Consider the following 17,142-nt stretch of genomic DNA (forward strand, 5'->3'; position numbering starts at 1 on the left):
GCGGCTATTATACTGGAAATTCTGCCGCACGATAAGAGCGAAGCACGGCCTGACGCGCGTTTGCTGAACTCTTATTGCCTATTCTCACAAAAATTAACAAAATTATCCGACCGATAACAGGCCATCACGTCGTAAGGTGTAGAAAAGCAATCATTTGACGGGAGCGACGATGTTTACACTTGATGCCACCAAAACCGCCCTTGTGGTCATTGATTTACAGGAAGGCATTCTGCCTTTTGCCGGTGGTCCGCACACCGCTGACGATGTGGTCAGCCGCGCTGCGCGCCTGGCAGAAAAATGCCGCGCCAGCGGCTCGCCTGTTGTTATGGTGCGCGTCGGCTGGTCCGCTGATTTCGCCGAAGCGTTAAAACAGCCGGTTGATGCTCAGGCCCCGGCGCAGGCGCTGCCGGACAACTGGTGGACATATCCTGTCTCGCTCGGTAAACGCGACAGCGATATAGAAGTCACCAAACGCCAGTGGGGCGCATTCTACGGCACCGACCTGGAGCTCCAGCTGCGCCGTCGCGGGATCGACACGATTATTCTGTGCGGGATCTCCACCAATATCGGTGTGGAATCCACCGCCCGTAACGCCTGGGAGCTGGGCTTTAACCTGGTGATCGCGGAAGATGCGTGCAGCGCAGCCTCTGCGGATCAGCACCAGTGCAGCATGACCCATATCTTCCCGCGTATCAGTCGCGTGCGCAGCACGGATGAGATCCTCAGCGCGCTATGATGTACGTGGGCCTGCCCCAGTGGTCGCACCCGAAATGGGTGCGCCTGGGTATTACCAGCCTTGAAGAGTATGCCCGACACTTTAACTGCGTGGAGGGCAATACCACGCTGTACGCCCTGCCCCGCGCGGAGATCGTCGAACGCTGGCGTGAGCAAACCACCGACGACTTCCGCTTTTGCTTTAAATTCCCGGCGACCATCTCCCACAACGCCGCGCTGCGCAACTGCGATGATTTAACCCACGAGTTTTTCACCCGGATGTCGCCTCTGGCCAACCGTATTGGCCAGTACTGGCTCCAGCTTCCCGCCGCGTTTGGCCCACGCGACCTGCCCGCCCTCTGGCAGTTTCTCGAGGCCCTGCCACTTGATTTCACCTACGGCGTAGAAGTGAGGCATCCGGAATTCTTTGCCAAAGGCGACGCGGAGAAAGCGCTCAATCGCGGCCTGCATGAACGATCGGTCAACCGCGTGATCCTCGACAGCCGCCCCGTGCACAGCGCAATCCCGCACAGCGAAGCCGTTGTTGATGCCCAGCGCAAAAAACCGAAAGTGCCCGTCCATGCGATCGTAACGGCGCAGAACCCGATGGTCCGGTTTATCGGCAGCGATAACATGCAGCAAAATGAGGAGATGTTCGCCGTCTGGCTGCAAACGCTGGCGAAATGGGAGCACACCACCACGCCGTACCTTTTTTTACATACGCCGGATATCGCAAAGGCGCCTGAACTGGTCGATGCTCTCTGGCAGGCCTTGCAGCAGGCGGTTCCGTCGGTTGGCCCCGCGCCGTCCATCCCACAACAATCTTCTCTTTTCTGAAATCACCCCCTATCATAGAGACGTGCCATCTGCCAAAAACAGGGAGTTAGTATGGTCAGCGCGCTGTATGCGGTGTTAGGTGCATTACTGCTGATTAAGTTTTCATTTGATGTTGTGCGCCTGAGAATGCAGTACCGCGTCTCGTACGGTGACGGGGGCTTTTCTGAGCTGCAAAGCGCAATCCGGATCCACGGCAACGCGGTCGAGTACATTCCCGTCGCGTTAATTTTACTGCTGTTAATGGAGATGGATGGCGCTGAAACCTGGATGGTGCACGTCTGCGGGCTGCTGCTGATAGCAGGGCGTTTGATGCATTATTATGGTTTTCACCACCGCCTGATCCGCTGGCGTCGTTCCGGCATGAGCGCGACCTGGTGCTCGCTTTTGCTGATGGTGCTGGCTAACCTTTGGTATATGCCGTGGGAGTTGGTTTTCTCCTTCCATTAGCGCACAATATGCCCCTTTATTTTTCCCGGATTTTTACGTTATGTCAGATCGCGACACGCTTTTTTCCGCGCCTATCGCCAGCCTGGGCGACTGGACCTTTGATGAACGGGTAGCCGAAGTCTTCCCGGATATGATCCAGCGCTCTGTTCCCGGTTATTCCAATATTATCTCCATGATCGGCATGCTGGCGGAGCGTTTTGTTCAACCCGGCACGCAGGTCTATGACCTGGGCTGTTCGCTGGGAGCGGCAACGCTGTCCATTCGTCGTAACGTTCATCACGAAGGCTGCAAGATTGTGGCTGTCGATAACTCACCGGCCATGGTCGAACGCTGCCGTCGCCACATTGACGCGTATAAAGCCCCTACGCCTGTGGAGGTGGTAGAAGGCGATATCCGCGATATCGACATCCAGAACGCCTCGATGGTGGTTCTGAACTTTACCCTTCAGTTCCTGGTGCCGGACGATCGTCAGCGGTTGCTGGATAAAATTTATCAAGGCCTGAACCCGGGCGGCGCGCTGGTGTTGTCTGAGAAATTCAGCTTTGAAGACGCCAGCGTGGGCGAACTGCTGTTCAACATGCACCATGATTTCAAGCGTGCAAATGGCTACAGCGAGCTGGAGATCAGCCAGAAACGCAGCATGCTTGAAAACGTCATGCTGACGGATTCCGTAGAAACCCACAAAGCGCGCCTGCGCAAAGCCGGATTTGAACACAGCGAACTGTGGTTCCAGTGCTTTAACTTTGGTTCTCTGGTGGCGCTGAAAGCCGGAGACGCAGCATGATCGAGTTCGGTAATTTCTATCAGCTGATTGCCAAAAACCATCTTTCCCACTGGCTGGAAACCCTGCCTGCGCAAATTGCCACCTGGCAGCGCGATCAGCAGCATGGTCTGTTGAAGCAGTGGTCCAACGCCGTGGAGTTTCTGCCTGAACTGACGCCTCATCGTCTGGATTTACTGCACAGCGTGACGGCGGAGAGCGAAGAACCGCTCCCGGCCGGGCAGATCAACCGCATCGAAACGCTGATGCGTAACCTGATGCCGTGGCGCAAAGGGCCGTTTTCACTTTACGGCGTAAACATCAACACCGAGTGGCGCTCTGACTGGAAGTGGGATCGCGTTCTGCCGCATTTATCCGACCTGACCGGGCGCACCATTCTGGACGTGGGCTGCGGTAGCGGCTATCACATGTGGCGCATGATCGGCGCAGGCGCGCATCTGGTCGTCGGTATCGATCCGATGCAGCTGTTCCTGTGCCAGTTTGAAGCGGTGCGTAAGCTGTTGGGTAACGACCAGCGTGCGCACCTGTTGCCGCTGGGTATCGAGCAACTCCCTGCCCTGAAAGCCTTTGATACCGTTTTCTCGATGGGCGTGCTGTACCACCGTCGTTCCCCGCTGGAGCATCTCTGGCAATTGAAAGATCAGCTGGTCAGCGGCGGCGAACTGGTGCTCGAAACGTTGGTTATCGAAGGCGATGAACATGCCGTTCTGGTGCCGGGCGATCGCTATGCGCAGATGCGCAACGTTTACTTCATCCCTTCCGCGCTGGCGCTGAAGAACTGGCTGGAGAAATGTGGGTTTGTCGATGTACGCATCGCCGATGTGTGCGTGACGTCGATTGAAGAACAGCGTCGCACCGACTGGATGATCACCGAATCGCTGGAGCAATTCCTCGACCCGGACGATCACAGTAAAACCATCGAAGGCTATCCGGCCCCGATGCGTGCGGTATTGATTGCGACGAAGCCGTAGTTTGTGCCGGGTGGCGGCTGCGCCTTACCCGGCCTACGCGTCGCACGTTTTCTCCAAAATAGTTCAAGTTGCAGCAAGGCGGCAACGCAGCGAATCCCCGGGAGCTTACATCAGTAAGTGACCGGGGTGAGCGAGGCGGCCAACGCGGCTGCGGCTTGAAATATGAAGGAGAAAAAAAGGCCCCTGTGTAATTTGCAGGGGCCTGGTACAAGCAAGCATCATATTGGGCGACATGATGCGCGGTAAAAATCGGTACGTTGCTACACGTGATGACGTTCAATCAACGATTTCATTACCGCAACCGACTCTCCATCCACACCGTAGCGCGAGTACTCATCCGCTTCAGCATCCGTCGACATTGACAACCCTGTATTGCGATAACGCATGGGTGAAGGTATCCATTTACCCGCTGAGCTGTGCAGCTCTTCCACCCCTGCGTTTAAAAACAGTTCCAGATTGCTGGCGCGTACTCCTGCGCCCGCCATGATTATTGGAACACCGGAATGTGCTTTTAGTTCCGTAATTAATTTCAGTCCTTTTTCAGCCGAGGACTGCTGGCCCGACGTCAGAACGCGCGCCACGCCCAGTTCTGCCAGCGTATCAAAGGCTTGTATCGGATCTTGACACATATCGAACGCACGATGAAAAGTGACCGTCATTCCCCGGGCAACGCGCATAACCTGGCGCATGCGCGGAAGATCGATGTTGCCGTCTTCGTCCAGTACACCGATCACCAGCCCCGGAAAACCTAAATCACGGACGAGGGCGATATCCTCAAGCATGGCACTGAACTCACCCGCCGTATAACAAAAATCACCGCCGCGCGGGCGAATAATCGGGTGCACCGGAATAGTGATGGCCTGACGGGCTGATTTCAGCAAGCCAAAGGACGGGGTTAATCCTCCTTCTTTCGGTGCCGCGCAAAGCTCGATGCGATCGGCCCCGTGCCGTTGCGCAGTGACGGCACACTCCACGCTGTAACAACAAATTTCCAGCAGCGCCATGTCATCCTCCTTAAATTTCACTCAACGTATCATCGTGGCACGTTGCCCGATTGGTGTCTGGATCGACGCTCACAATGCTTACGCTTCGCTGGCGACGATCTGCTCGATAGTCCAGGGATGGAATTTCACCGTCACGTTGCCGTCCGTTACGGCAAGCGTAGGGTTCGGTAAGCGTTCGCGCTCCCCTTTTGGCGAGCTGGTTTTGACGAAAATACCCGGCTGGCTTAACCCCTCGTCGGAAAGCAGCGTCAGCGCACGGGCGTTCAGCGTCTCGGGCTCCCCAGGCAGAACAATTTCGATATGCTCCCAGCCTTCGTGCGGATAACGCTTCTCTCCTGGCCAGGGCAGTTCCACAACGGTGAATTGCCAGTGCGCCACCGTTACCGGCGCATGAAGTTTGAACAGGCAGATCGGGCGACCGTTAATGATATTCTCCGACAGCAGTTCTCCGCACTGTTCAAAGCCACGCCGCCAGCGTTCGGCGGTGGCATTCTGGTGGCAGCGCAAAGAGATGTGATCGGCCTCAAGCGGCGCGATATCCAGCCCGAGACGGGTGGCAAGTTCTGTGAACGCCTGGGTGAAGCGCGGTAAATCTGCGGAAATATCATGCAGTTCGTCAATGGTGTGCCAGTTCGCCATAGGTCAGTCTCGTTTCGTGTCGCAAAGCCGCTAATTTACTCTGTTGCCCTCTGTCGACCAACCGCAGAATCACGGTTTTTTCGACTGCATGATTATGCATACCGTCTTCGCCTGGATTCTGAGCGATCTTCGCCCCCCGCAGGGCTGACGCCCGAAGGCATTTGCAGTATACTCCCGCCCTAAATTCTTAAACTGGCGTGGGTGTTTTTTACCCGCATCAAAAACGTAAGGTATCCAGGTGAATATTCAGGCTCTTCTCTCAGAAAAAGTCAGTCAGGCACTGATTGCCGCAGGTGCGCCTGCGGATTGCGAACCACAGGTTCGTCAGTCAGCGAAAGTACAGTTTGGCGACTATCAGGCTAATGGCGTGATGGCAGTGGCTAAAAAACTGGGCATGCCGCCGCGACAGCTCGCTGAGCAGGTACTGACGCATCTGGATCTCACCGGCATCGCCAGCAAAACCGAAATCGCCGGTCCAGGCTTTATCAACATTTTCCTTGAGCCTGCATTCCTGGCAAGCCACGTTGACGCGGCGCTGAAATCTGACCGTCTGGGCGTGGCTCAGCCAGAAGCGCAGACCGTGGTGGTTGACTACTCCGCGCCAAACGTGGCGAAAGAGATGCACGTCGGTCACCTGCGCTCCACCATCATCGGTGACGCGGCAGTGCGTACCCTGGAGTTCCTTGGTCACAAGGTGATCCGCGCTAACCACGTAGGCGACTGGGGCACGCAGTTCGGCATGCTGATCGCGTATCTGGAAAAACAGCAGCAGGAAAACGCAGGCGAAATGGCGCTGGCAGACCTGGAAGGTTTCTACCGTGAAGCCAAAAAGCACTATGACGAAGACGAAGCCTTCGCCGAGCGCGCGCGCAGCTACGTGGTGAAACTTCAAGGTGGAGACCCGTACTTCCTCGAGATGTGGCGCAAGCTGGTGGACATTACCATGTCCCAGAACCAGCTTACCTATAATCGTCTGAACGTGACCCTGACCCGTGACGACGTGATGGGTGAAAGCCTGTATAACCCGATGCTGCCAGGCATTGTGGCGGACCTGAAAGCTAAAAATCTGGCGGTGGAAAGCGAAGGCGCAACGGTGGTGTTCCTTGATGAGTATAAAAACAAGGAAGGCGAACCGATGGGCGTGATCGTCCAGAAAAAGGATGGCGGCTATCTTTACACCACCACCGACATCGCCTGTGCGAAATACCGTTACGAAACCCTGCATGCGGACCGCGTGCTGTATTACATCGACTCCCGTCAGCATCAGCATCTGATGCAGGCGTGGACTATCGTGCGTAAAGCGGGTTATGTGCCGGATTCCGTGCCGCTGGAACATCACATGTTCGGCATGATGCTGGGTAAAGACGGTAAGCCGTTCAAAACCCGTGCGGGCGGCACCGTGAAGCTTTCCGATCTGCTGGATGAAGCGCTGGAACGCGCGCGTCGCCTGGTGGCCGAGAAGAACCCGGACATGCCTGCTGACGAGCTGGAGAAACTTGCTAACGCGGTGGGAATTGGCGCGGTGAAATACGCGGATCTCTCCAAGAACCGTACCACCGACTATATCTTCGACTGGGACAACATGCTGGCGTTTGAAGGCAACACGGCGCCATACATGCAGTACGCTTACACCCGCGTACTCTCCGTCTTCCGTAAAGCCAATATCGACGAAAGCGTGCTGGCGAATGCTACGGTGTCTATTACCGAAGACCGTGAAGCACAGCTGGCTGCCCGCCTGCTTCAGTTCGAAGAGACGCTCTCCGTGGTCGCGCGTGACGGTACGCCGCACGTTATGTGTGCTTACCTGTACGATCTGGCCGGTCTGTTCTCTGGCTTCTACGAACACTGCCCTATCCTCTCTGCCGAGAGCGAAGTGGTGCGCCACAGCCGCCTGAAGCTCGCGCAGCTGACGGCGAAGACCCTGAAGCTCGGTCTGGATACTCTGGGTATCGAAACCGTAGAGCGTATGTAAAAAATAAACCCGGCAAGCGCCGGGTTTTTTATTATCAGAAATACTTCCGCAAATACTCCGTCAGGCACAGTATCGCCATCGCCTGCCCGTACGGCATCGACGTGAGCGGTATCTGGCGATAAAACTCAAGATCGCTTCCCATCCCGGTCCCGAACGAGGTTTGCAGCAGCTCCCCTTCCGGCGAGATGTTTTTCACGATACCGCGAATCGCTTTCTCCGCCACCTCTGCGTACTCTGCGCCGACATAACGCTTGCGCACGGCTTTCAGAATGCCGTAGGCAAACCCTGCCGTGGCCGACGCCTCCAGATAAGAATCAGGATCGTCCAGCAGCGTATGCCACAATCCGCTCTCGTCCTGACATTTTGCCAGTGCGGCGATCTGCGCGTTCAGTACCTGCACCAGATAGCGACGAACGGCGTTGTTTTCCGGCAGATCTACCAGCTCGAGGAAATCCGGGATCACGATGGTCAGCCAGCTGTTGCCGCGCGCCCAGCGAGCCCGGGCAAAGTTGTGATTGCCGTCGTAATTCCAGCCGTGGAACCACAGCCCGGTCTCCCGATCCATCAGATTCTGTACGTGGAGCAGGAACTGATAGATCGCCTCCTCGACGTACTCCGGCTTGTTCAGCAGCTTGCCGATTTTCGCCAGCGGCAGCACCGTCATCATCAGCGTGTCATCCCACATTTGCTGATGGTTCTCTTCCGCCAGGGTGATGTGCTGCATGCCACCATGTTCGGTGCGCGGCATCTCATTCATCGCCCATTCCGCCCAGCTTTCCAGCCACGGCAGCCAGGCCGGGTTTTTGGTCTCTTCGTAGCGATACGCCAGCGTCAGGAACGGCGACATGGTATTTACGTTTTTGGTGGTTGCGCCTTCAGCGAAACGGTCAGTAAACCAGCTGTCGATAATCTCGCGCATGCCTTCGTCACCGGTCTGGCAGTAATACTGCCAGATACCGTATAAACCGACGCCGTGGGTCCATTCCCATCCGGCCCAGCCTTTGGTGTCGATCACGCGCCCGTCGTCCAGCCGCAGCAAAAACTCACCCGTTTTGTCGTGGATATTGACCAGGTTATGCGTCACCTTTTGAATCAGCGATTTCAGCTCATCCCTGGCGATAAAGCGCTCAGGCTGACGCAGTAACGGGCTATGTTTGACAGGCCAAACTTTCATCATCTTAACCTCTGTTGTATGTCGAATTCAGTACCGCGCGATCCTTCAGCGAAGGGGCCGCCGGCTTATTGCGATTCAGATAACCGATATTGTTGTTGCCCCACAGGGATTCATACGGCATACCGGCCAGCATCTCCACGGTGGCGCGGGCCTGCGGGGTCACCGCCTCTGGCATCGCATGGCCGGACTCGCGCATTTTCGCGGTCTCTTCACGCAGGGTGCTGTGGGTCTGCAAATTGAGTTTGAAGCGCAGGGAGACCAGGAAGCCGCAGAACAGTACCAGAATGGTGCCGACGCTCAGGATCATCAGAATGGTGTGGCTCACTTCCGCAGGCTGCACTTTTTGACCGCTGACAAAGCCCGACATCTGCATCACGATCCCCACCAGCATCACCGCACCGGCCTGAGACGCTTTACGGGTCAGCGTCATGATGCCCGCGAAGATCCCTTCGCGACGCTGACCGGTGATCACTTCGTCCACGTCCGCAATGTAGGTGTAGGTATTCCACGGTACGTAGTTGATCCCCCCGCGACCAAGACCGGCAACCGCAGAGATCAGCAGCAGCAGAGCGTAAACGTCGCTCAGGCCCGCGTAATAAAGCACCGCGTAAGAGAGCGAGGCCAGGCCAAACAGCACGACCACCATGCGGTAAGACGGCGCAGGTCCAAAGCGAATGCACAGCGGGATCATGCCGATCACGGCGAGGAACTGGAAGATGGCCATCGTGCCCAGCAGGTTGGACGCCATTGACGCCTCCTGCATCAGCACAAATACCACGTAATAGGTAAACACGGCATTAAAGACGTCCTGTGCGATGTAGCCGCCAAGGTACATCCCCAGATGCTGGCGGAAAATCTTGATACGCAGCGTCGAACTTAATTCAACAAAAAGGCGATTCAGGCTCTGCCCCAGGGTCAGCTTTTTCTTCTCTTCTTCGGCACGCAGGGCCGCTTCAGACCACTCTTCCCGCGGGCGCTCCCAGGTAAAGAACCAGACGAACGTAAGCATCAGTGCGCAGAGTACGGAGAAGACCAGGCTTGCATAGAAGAAGGAGATCGCGTTGTCTTTGCCGAAATGCGTGAGCAGGATCCCCGGGAGGAAGGAAGCCAGAATAGCGGACATCTGCGCCATAGAGATACGCGCCCCGGAGAATTTGGTTTTCTGTTTGAAATCGTCCGTCATCTCCGGCACCAGCGTTTCGTATGGCACCAGGATCATGGTGTAGACGATATCAAAGATCAGATAGGTCAGCAGGTAGTACCAGAAACTCATGTCCCCTACCCACATCAGCGAGTAGCTGAAAACGCAGGGAATACCGAGCAGGATGAAGAACTTACGACGGCCAAAACGCTTGCCCAGCCAGGTGGTGCCAAAGTTATCGGTTAAAAAGCCCATTAACGGGCTGACAACCGCATCCAGCACCCTTGCGGCGGCGAAGATAAAGGTTGCTTCAATCGGTGTGAGTCCACAGAAGGTGGTATAAAAATACAAAAGCCAGGCGGCCGTCAGGGCGGTGGTTCCCGCCCCGAGGAAGTCCCCTGACCCGTAAGCAAGATAATTTGCGAGTCCAATTTTACGTGTTTTCATTGCCGTCAACCCTAATCAGTTTTGGGAGACTCCCTGTAAGCAAACCTCGTCCGGGAGTTTTTACACGGCTACAGTAAAAGTATCGACCTGTTGATACCTTTTTGTTTCTGCCATCACAAAGGGGTGAATGGCAAAAATGCAAAGAGTGTCAATACGCGTGTCACTGATTTATAAAACGGCGTTTCTTTTGTATCAAAAGGGAAGGTCAATTTTGCGAGCCAGCCTTCAGAAATGCCTGAAGACTGGTGAAAAGGCAGGCAGTTAGCGGTAGTTGACGAGCACCTCGTTGCGCTGAACTTTCAGCGCCGGGATCAGACGTCCACCGCCTGGCACTTCCCAGATAAAGCGTAAAGGCTCCTGAGCAGACACCCCGTTGAAGGCCTGGGTGGTGCCACTTTGTCCCTCGATTTCCGCGCAGCGGGTCAGCGAGCACAGCCGCACCCGCAACCCGGCCGGTGTGGGTCCCGTCAGGGTGTAATTCCAGGCCACCAGCGTCATCTGCCCGGACACGGGCTCAGAGGCGGACAACGGACGGGAGGAGATCGACTCCCCGCGATGGTTGAGCGTTAAGCCTATACTGCTGGCCTGCCATGCCCCCTCGCCTGCGGCCTGCGCCGCCAGCGGGAAAAGTAAGATCCCCAGCCACTTCCGCATTATTTCCCTCCTATGGTCGCCGTCATGCGAATATTGCGGTTATCGGACAGCTCCATATTCGACAGCACCACCAGCTGGTTCAGGCTCCGGCGCAGGAAGCGCGACAGCAGCGGACGCAGCGCATGATTCACCAGCAGCACCGGCGGCGCGCCCAGCATCTCCTGACGCGCCAGCGCCTCCTGGGTTTGCGCCAGTAATCTGTCCGCCAGACCCGGCTCCAGCCCGCCACCGCCCTGCAACGCCTGAAGCAGCAGCCGTTCCAGCGGCGTATCCAGGCCAATGACCTGCACTTCGCCGGTTCCCGGGAACCATTGCTGGGTAATGGCGCGTCCGAGCGCCACGCGTACCACCGCCGTCAGTTCGTGCGGATCGCTTTGCAGCGGCGCATGTTCGGCCAGCGTCTCAAGGATGGTACGCATATCGCGAATGGGCACCTTCTCGTCGAGCAGGTTTTGCAGCACTTTATGCAGGGTGGTTAAGGTCAGCACGCCCGGCACTAAATCTTCGGTCAGTTTCGGCATCTCCTGCGTTACGCGGTCGAGCAGCTGCTGCGCCTCCTGACGACCAAACAGTTCCGCAGAGAACTGGCCAATCAGATGGTTGAGGTGCGTCGCCACCACGGTACTGGCCTCAACAACCGTGTAACCCTGGATCTGCGCCTGCTCTTTCAGAGCGCTCTCAATCCAGATTGCCGCCAGACCAAAGGCCGGGTCGGTCGTCTGCTCACCCGGCAACGTGCCTGCGGCCGTGCCCGGGTTAATTGCCAGCCAGCGGCCGGGGTACGCATCACCGCTGCCGATTTCTACCCCTTTCATCAGGATGCGATAGCGCGCGGGCGGGAGATCCATGTTGTCCCGGATGTGGACCACCGGCGGCAGGAAGCCCATATCCTGGGCGAATTTTTTACGAATGCTGCGGATACGGCCAAGCAGTTCACCATCCTGCTGGAAATCCACCATCGGGATCAGGCGGTACCCCACTTCCATCCCCAGCGAATCTTCGAGCTGAACGTCGTTCCAGGTGGCCTCCACCGCCTGGGTGTTCTCAGGCATTTTGACCGGCGCTGGCTCTGCCTTAGGCTGCGTTTCACGGCCACGCATCCACCAGGCAAGGCCCAGCAGCGCGGCAGTAAACAGCAGGAATACCAGGTTTGGCATGCCAGGCACCATACCGAGCAGGCCCAGTACCGCCGCGGAGAGCAGCATAACGCGCGGGTTGCTGAACAACTGCCCCACCATCTGCTCGCCTACATCCTGATCGGTGCTGACGCGGGTCACAATCACACCCGCCGCGGTGGAGATCACCAGCGCCGGGATCTGCGCCACCAGACCATCACCAATGGTCAGCAGCGTATAGCTTTCCGCTGCGTGGCCCATGTCCATGCCGTGTTGCAGCACGCCGACGAGCAGGCCGCCGACGACGTTAATCACCATGATCAGAATGCCCGCGATGGCGTCACCGCGCACAAACTTACTCGCACCGTCCATGGAGCCGTAGAAATCTGCCTCCTGGGTCACTTCGGCACGGCGTTTTTTTGCTTCATCTTCCGCGATCAGCCCGGCATTCAGGTCGGCGTCGATGGCCATCTGCTTACCCGGCATACCGTCGAGCACGAAGCGCGCACCCACTTCTGCGATACGCCCCGCCCCTTTAGTGATAACCATGAAGTTGATAATCACCAGAATGACGAACACCACGATACCGATGGCGAAGTTGCCGCCCACCAGGAAGTGACCGAAGGCTTCGACCACCTTGCCCGCCGCCGCCGCGCCGGTGTGCCCTTCCATCAGGATGATACGCGTGGAGGCAACGTTCAGCGCCAGACGCAGCAGCGTGGTGAACAGCAGGATTGTTGGAAACGCGGCGAACTCCAGCGTGCGCTGGGTGAACATCGCCACCAGCAACACCATGATGGACAACGCAATGTTGAAGGTGAAAAGCAGGTCGAGAATAAAAGCCGGTAACGGCAGCACCATCATCGACAGAATTAGCAGGATCAGAATCGGTCCGGCAAGGATCTGCCATTGCGTCGATTTCAGGTTGCCGGGCAGGCGCAACATTGCCACCAGATTAGCCATCAGTGTCCTTCTCGTTCAAAAAATCCAGTGCTTCAGGCACCGGAAGGTTCTCAGGTTTTACAGGTCGTTGACCGCCCGCTAAACGCCAGCGTTTCAGTTGCCACACCCAGGCCAGCACCTCTGCGACAGCGGCGTAGAGCTGGCCCGGGATCTGTTGTCCAATTTCCGCGTGGCGATACAGCGCACGGGCCAGCGGCGGTGCTTCCAGGATCGGTACGCGGTTTTCCGTCGCGATTTCACGAATGCGCAGCGCAATCAGTCCGGCCCCTTTCGCCACCACTTTCGGCGCGCTCATTTTGTTTTCGTCGTACTGAAGCGCCACGGAGTAGTGGGTCGGGTTGGTGACGATGACGTCGGCTTTCGGCACATCTTCCATCATGCGCCGACGCGCGGCGGCACGCTGCATCTGCCGGATACGGCCCTTCACGTGGGGGTCGCCTTCCATCTGTTTATATTCATCGCGGATGTCCTGACGCGACATTCGCAGCTTTTTGATATGGGAATAGATCTGGAAGATAACGTCGAACGCCACCATCGGAATAATGCTGAGTACCACCAGCAGCGAGCATAACCCGACCAGGTTCAGGGCATTTTTCATCGCCGTCATCGGGGACTCGCTGATCAAGCGCATCATCTCCGGCCAGTGGTGCCACAGAAAAAACCCGGCTGTACTGCCCATAAGAAGCGATTTCAGGATCGCTTTAAGAAGCTCAGCCCCGGTTTGCGCGGAGAACATTTTCGCAATACCGGGTAGCGGGTTGAGCTTGGAGAATTTCGGTTGCAGCGATTTACCGCTGAACACCAGGCCACCGAGCATGACCGGCGAAACAAGGGCCACGATGACCACGCCCGCGATCAGCGGCAGCAAGGCGATCATCGCGCTTTTCACAAGGTTGATGATTTGAATGAGGATCAGATTGGGGTCATTGACCATGCTGTGATCAAAACGTAAGCCAGCAGAGAGCATTCCCGCCAGTCTGCGGGCGAGCATCTCCCCGCCCCACCAGATTATGCAGACGCCCACCACCAGGATCAGCAGGGATGTCAGCTCTCGGGATCGGGGGATCTGCCCATCCTCACGGGCTTTTTCAAGTCGGTGGGGTGTGGGGGCTTCTGTTTTGTCGTCGTTCTCTTCTGCCACTGTGCCTGCTCGCAGCCCATTAATTCACGGGTATCATGCCAGCGCAGAGAAAATCCAATGGCGGGAAAAGCCCGTTTATTCGGGCTCTTTTCGCTGTTTTTGTTCTGAGCCGCCTCAGGCCGCGTTAACGACCTGAGGCAGAACGGGCAATCAGAAACCAAGGCTATCCAGCAGATCGTCCACCTGATCCTGGCTTGCCACCACGCCCGCTTTGCTGGTGTCAAGCTGTGGACCATTGAGCAGGCTTTCGTTCTCGCGTTTCGGACGGGCAGCCGGTTCCGGAATGTTCTCCAGCAGCACCATCAGCAGCTGACGTTCAATCTCCTGAATCACATCCATCATGCGCTTGATCACCTGGCCGGTAAGGTCCTGGAAATCCTGCGCCATCATGATGTCCAGCAGCTGGGCGTTAGTGAAGCTGGTGTGGCCCGGCACGTCACCCAGGTACTGACGGGTATCCGTTACCAGTTCGCGGGCATCCGCCAGCTCAATAGGGTTCTCAAACCACTCATCCCAGCGTTTGCTCAGCGCTTTCGCACCCTTTTCCATGGCATCCTGGTGCGGCTGCGAGGCTTCAACGCTGTTCAGCGCACGCTCGGCCGCCTGCGCGGTCATCTGCACGACGTAGTCCAGACGGTCGCGCGCGTCAGGGATGGCTTCCGCCGCTTCGGCGATCGCCTGGTCCAGCCCCAGCTCACGCAGGCTGTCGCGCAGCATGCGGGTCAGGCTACCAATGCGGGCAATAATGTCGCTCGGCGAATGTTCTTCAACGGGTTTCATAGCAGGTTGCAACATATCCATCACCTCACATGCCGAGTTTCTCGAAGATCTTCCCGAGCTTCTCTTCCAGAGTCGCCGCGGTGAATGGCTTCACCACGTAGCCGCTTGCGCCCGCCTGTGCAGCGGCAATAATGTTCTCTTTCTTCGCTTCTGCGGTCACCATCAGTACCGGCAGAGAGGCCATACCTGCATCCGCGCGGATGGTTTTCAGCAGTTCGAGACCGTCCATGTTCGGCATGTTCCAGTCGGAAATCACAAAACCAAACCCGCCAGCCTGGAGCTTGTTCAGCGCATCCACCCCGTCTTCTGCTTCTTCAACATTGTTGAAGCCCAGCTCTTTCAGCAGGTTGCGCACAATGCGACGCATGGTGGAAAAGTCATCCACAACCAAAAACTTAAGCTCTTTATCCGCCATAAAATAATACTCCTGAGTCAAATACGTATTGCCTGTCCGGCACTGATTTTCGCCAGCATCTGCTGGCTTACCTGGCTAAGATCGACCACTTCGCTTACGCCACCCATATTGATGGCCTCGCGCGGCATGCCGAACACCACACAACTTGCTTCATTCTGCGCAATCGTCCAGGCGCCAGCCTGGTGCATCGCAAGCATTCCGGCGGCGCCGTCGTTACCCATCCCCGTCAGGATCACCCCAACGGCGTTGCGCCCCGCATGTTTCGCCACCGAATGAAACAGCACATCCACCGACGGACGGTGCCGGTTAACCGGCGGCCCGTCATGAATTTTGATTTGATAGTTCGCCCCGCTGCGCGCCAGCTCCATGTGCTTGTCACCCGGGGCGATATAGGCGTGACCCGGCAGCACGCGCTCGCCGTCTTCCGCCTCTTTCACGCTGATCTGGCACAGCTTATTCAGGCGCTCCGCGAACGAGCGGGTAAAGCCCGGCGGCATATGTTGCGTAATCAGAATACCCGGGCTTGAGAGCGGCAATGGCTGGAGTACATGGCGAATTGCCTCTGTTCCTCCGGTTGACGCGCCAATCACCAGCAACTTTTCCGAGCTGAGTAACGGCCCCGCCTTCAGGGTTGCCGGGGCTGCCATCGGTTTATGCGCGGCAAGCTTCGCCCGGGACGCGGTGCGGATCTTCTCGGCGATCATCTCGCTGTACGCCAGCATCCCCTCGCGAATGCCGAGCTGCGGCTTGGTGACAAAATCCACCGCCCCCAGCTCCAGCGCGCGCAGGGTGATTTCTGAACCCTTACCGGTCAGAGATGACACCATCACCACCGGCATCGGGCGCAGGCGCATTAATTTTTCCAGGAAATCGATGCCATCCATGCGCGGCATTTCAACATCCAGCGTCAGCACGTCGGGGTTATATTTTTTGATTAAATCCCGCGCGACCAGCGGATCGGGCGCTGTCGCCACCATCTCCATATCGCTGTGGCTATTGATGATTTCGGTCATGATCTGACGCATCAGCGCCGAATCATCGACAGACAATACCCTGATTTTACTCATGCTTTTTCCTTACTCAGCGCATATACCGTTTGCCCACGCAGGCTAAACTCACGCACGAGGTTGCTGAAGTTTTCCGAGTGCCCGGCAAACAGTAAACCGTCAGGCTTGAGCAACGGAACAAAGCGACGCAAAATGTCCTGCTGCGTCGTTTTATCAAAATAGATCATCACGTTACGACAAAAAATGGCGTCGAATGGCCCCGGCACGTTGTACTGCTTATCCAGTAAATTAACGGGGGCAAATTCCACGCAGTTCGCCAGCTCCTGGCGTACGCGCACCAGTCCTTCATGCGGGCCGGTACCGCGCATGAAGTAACGCTGTAGCTGCTGGGGAGACAGCGTTTTCAGCTCATCCTGGCGATAAACGCCGTTACGGGCTTTTTCCAGCACTTCCGTGTCGATGTCGCTGGCGTACACTTTCCAGCGACCCGGCGCCATGCCCAGGGTGTCCGCCAGGGTGATGGCCAGCGAGTACGGCTCTTCCCCGGTAGAGGCCGCCGCGCTCCAGACGCGATACTCTCCGCCACGGCGGCGGGCGTGTTCCGCCAGCACCGGGAAGTGATGCGCCTCGCGGAAAAACGCGGTCAGGTTGGTGGTTAATGAGTTGATAAATGCCTGCCATTCGGCGCTGTTCTGGTTCGCTTCGAGCATGCTCAGATAGCGGCCAAAATCGTCCAGCCCCAGCGTGCGCAAGCGCCGCACCAGCCGGTTGTAGACCATGTCTCGCTTATGGTCCGCAAGCACGATCCCCGCACGCTGGTAGATTAACTGACATATCCGACGAAAATGCGCGTCGGACAGCGCGAGGCGCTGTGTCATCTGCAACAATAATGACGTTTGCCCTGAGGGCATGGGTGATGTCATAGCGCCTTCTCAATCAC

The 17,142-nt window shown here is 57.1% G+C and carries 17 protein-coding genes; 6 read left to right on the forward strand and 11 right to left on the reverse strand.

What is annotated here, in order from left to right; translation table 11 throughout:
* Positions 1 to 169: 169 nt before the first annotated feature.
* From ACOTX4_RS13440 to cmoB, 5 genes are read left to right on the forward strand one after another with little or no spacing between them, the layout of a single operon-like run.
* The gene (locus tag ACOTX4_RS13440) at positions 170 to 736 is read left to right on the forward strand and encodes a hydrolase (RefSeq protein ID WP_063937667.1); all 567 of its coding nucleotides are present in this window, start codon (positions 170 to 172) and stop codon (positions 734 to 736) included.
* Positions 733 to 1,551, forward strand: coding sequence for a DUF72 domain-containing protein (locus ACOTX4_RS13445; protein WP_123060428.1), 819 nt, complete (start codon positions 733 to 735; stop codon positions 1,549 to 1,551). The genes ACOTX4_RS13440 and ACOTX4_RS13445 overlap by 4 nt, the downstream gene beginning before the upstream one ends.
* A 51-nt stretch (positions 1,552 to 1,602) precedes the next feature.
* Entirely contained in the window at positions 1,603 to 1,998 is a 396-nt protein-coding gene (locus tag ACOTX4_RS13450) for an MAPEG family protein (protein WP_003859737.1), read from the forward strand.
* A gap of 40 nt (positions 1,999 to 2,038) precedes the next feature.
* A complete protein-coding gene (cmoA, locus tag ACOTX4_RS13455) occupies positions 2,039 to 2,782 on the forward strand; it encodes a carboxy-S-adenosyl-L-methionine synthase CmoA (RefSeq protein ID WP_003859735.1) in 744 nt (247 codons plus the stop codon).
* Complete coding sequence (cmoB, locus tag ACOTX4_RS13460; protein ID WP_003859733.1) at positions 2,779 to 3,750, forward strand: tRNA 5-methoxyuridine(34)/uridine 5-oxyacetic acid(34) synthase CmoB; 972 nt, start codon at positions 2,779 to 2,781, stop codon at positions 3,748 to 3,750. Before cmoA ends, cmoB begins: the two co-directional genes overlap by 4 nt.
* Before the next feature lie 260 nt (positions 3,751 to 4,010).
* Here the strand turns inward: cmoB and cutC are convergent, their stop codons facing one another.
* Together cutC and ACOTX4_RS13470 are read right to left on the reverse strand one after the other, a co-directional pair.
* Positions 4,011 to 4,754: a copper homeostasis protein CutC gene (gene cutC / locus ACOTX4_RS13465; protein WP_063937712.1), complete on the reverse strand. Its 744-nt coding sequence runs from the start codon at positions 4,752 to 4,754 to the stop codon at positions 4,011 to 4,013.
* 78 nt (positions 4,755 to 4,832) lie between these two features.
* Positions 4,833 to 5,393, reverse strand: a complete 561-nt coding sequence (locus ACOTX4_RS13470; protein WP_032609525.1) for a VOC family protein — start codon at positions 5,391 to 5,393, stop codon at positions 4,833 to 4,835.
* A gap of 238 nt (positions 5,394 to 5,631) precedes the next feature.
* On the opposite strand from ACOTX4_RS13470, the gene argS reads away from it, so the two are divergent.
* Entirely contained in the window at positions 5,632 to 7,365 is a 1,734-nt protein-coding gene (gene argS / locus ACOTX4_RS13475; RefSeq protein ID WP_023314352.1) for an arginine--tRNA ligase, read from the forward strand.
* A 34-nt stretch (positions 7,366 to 7,399) separates the two neighbouring features.
* On the opposite strand, the gene ACOTX4_RS13480 is transcribed toward argS, so the two are convergent.
* The 9 genes from ACOTX4_RS13480 to cheR all read right to left on the reverse strand — a co-directional run bounded on the left by ACOTX4_RS13480 (position 7,400) and on the right by cheR (position 17,125).
* Positions 7,400 to 8,539 carry a glycoside hydrolase family 88/105 protein gene (locus tag ACOTX4_RS13480; RefSeq protein WP_048241825.1) on the reverse strand — a complete coding sequence of 380 codons (1,140 nt, stop codon included), beginning with the start codon at positions 8,537 to 8,539 and terminating at the stop codon, positions 7,400 to 7,402.
* Positions 8,540 to 8,543: 4 nt separating this feature from the next.
* A complete protein-coding gene (locus ACOTX4_RS13485; protein WP_003859727.1) occupies positions 8,544 to 10,127 on the reverse strand; it encodes an MFS transporter in 1,584 nt (527 codons plus the stop codon).
* Between the two features lie 261 nt (positions 10,128 to 10,388).
* Positions 10,389 to 10,781, reverse strand: coding sequence for a flagellar protein FlhE (gene flhE, locus ACOTX4_RS13490; protein ID WP_048240552.1), 393 nt, complete (start codon positions 10,779 to 10,781; stop codon positions 10,389 to 10,391).
* Positions 10,781 to 12,859: a flagellar biosynthesis protein FlhA gene (gene flhA / locus ACOTX4_RS13495; RefSeq protein WP_003859723.1), complete on the reverse strand. Its 2,079-nt coding sequence runs from the start codon at positions 12,857 to 12,859 to the stop codon at positions 10,781 to 10,783. Before flhA ends, flhE begins: the two co-directional genes overlap by 1 nt.
* The gene (gene flhB, locus ACOTX4_RS13500) at positions 12,852 to 14,000 is read right to left on the reverse strand and encodes a flagellar biosynthesis protein FlhB (RefSeq protein ID WP_003859720.1); all 1,149 of its coding nucleotides are present in this window, start codon (positions 13,998 to 14,000) and stop codon (positions 12,852 to 12,854) included. The genes flhA and flhB overlap by 8 nt, the downstream gene beginning before the upstream one ends.
* Before the next feature lie 150 nt (positions 14,001 to 14,150).
* Positions 14,151 to 14,795 (reverse strand): protein phosphatase CheZ, encoded by a 645-nt coding sequence (cheZ, locus tag ACOTX4_RS13505; protein ID WP_003859718.1) that lies wholly within the window; start codon positions 14,793 to 14,795, stop codon positions 14,151 to 14,153.
* A 10-nt stretch (positions 14,796 to 14,805) separates the two neighbouring features.
* Entirely contained in the window at positions 14,806 to 15,195 is a 390-nt protein-coding gene (gene cheY, locus ACOTX4_RS13510) for a chemotaxis response regulator CheY (protein WP_000763862.1), read from the reverse strand.
* Between the two features lie 17 nt (positions 15,196 to 15,212).
* Entirely contained in the window at positions 15,213 to 16,262 is a 1,050-nt protein-coding gene (locus tag ACOTX4_RS13515) for a protein-glutamate methylesterase/protein-glutamine glutaminase (protein WP_014884341.1), read from the reverse strand.
* A complete protein-coding gene (gene cheR, locus ACOTX4_RS13520) occupies positions 16,259 to 17,125 on the reverse strand; it encodes a protein-glutamate O-methyltransferase CheR (RefSeq protein ID WP_003859714.1) in 867 nt (288 codons plus the stop codon). The genes ACOTX4_RS13515 and cheR overlap by 4 nt, the downstream gene beginning before the upstream one ends.
* Positions 17,126 to 17,142: the final 17 nt, after the last annotated feature.

The organism is Enterobacter cloacae complex sp. IR5459 (assembly GCF_049238005.1).
GTDB lineage: Bacteria > Pseudomonadota > Gammaproteobacteria > Enterobacterales > Enterobacteriaceae > Enterobacter > Enterobacter hormaechei_C.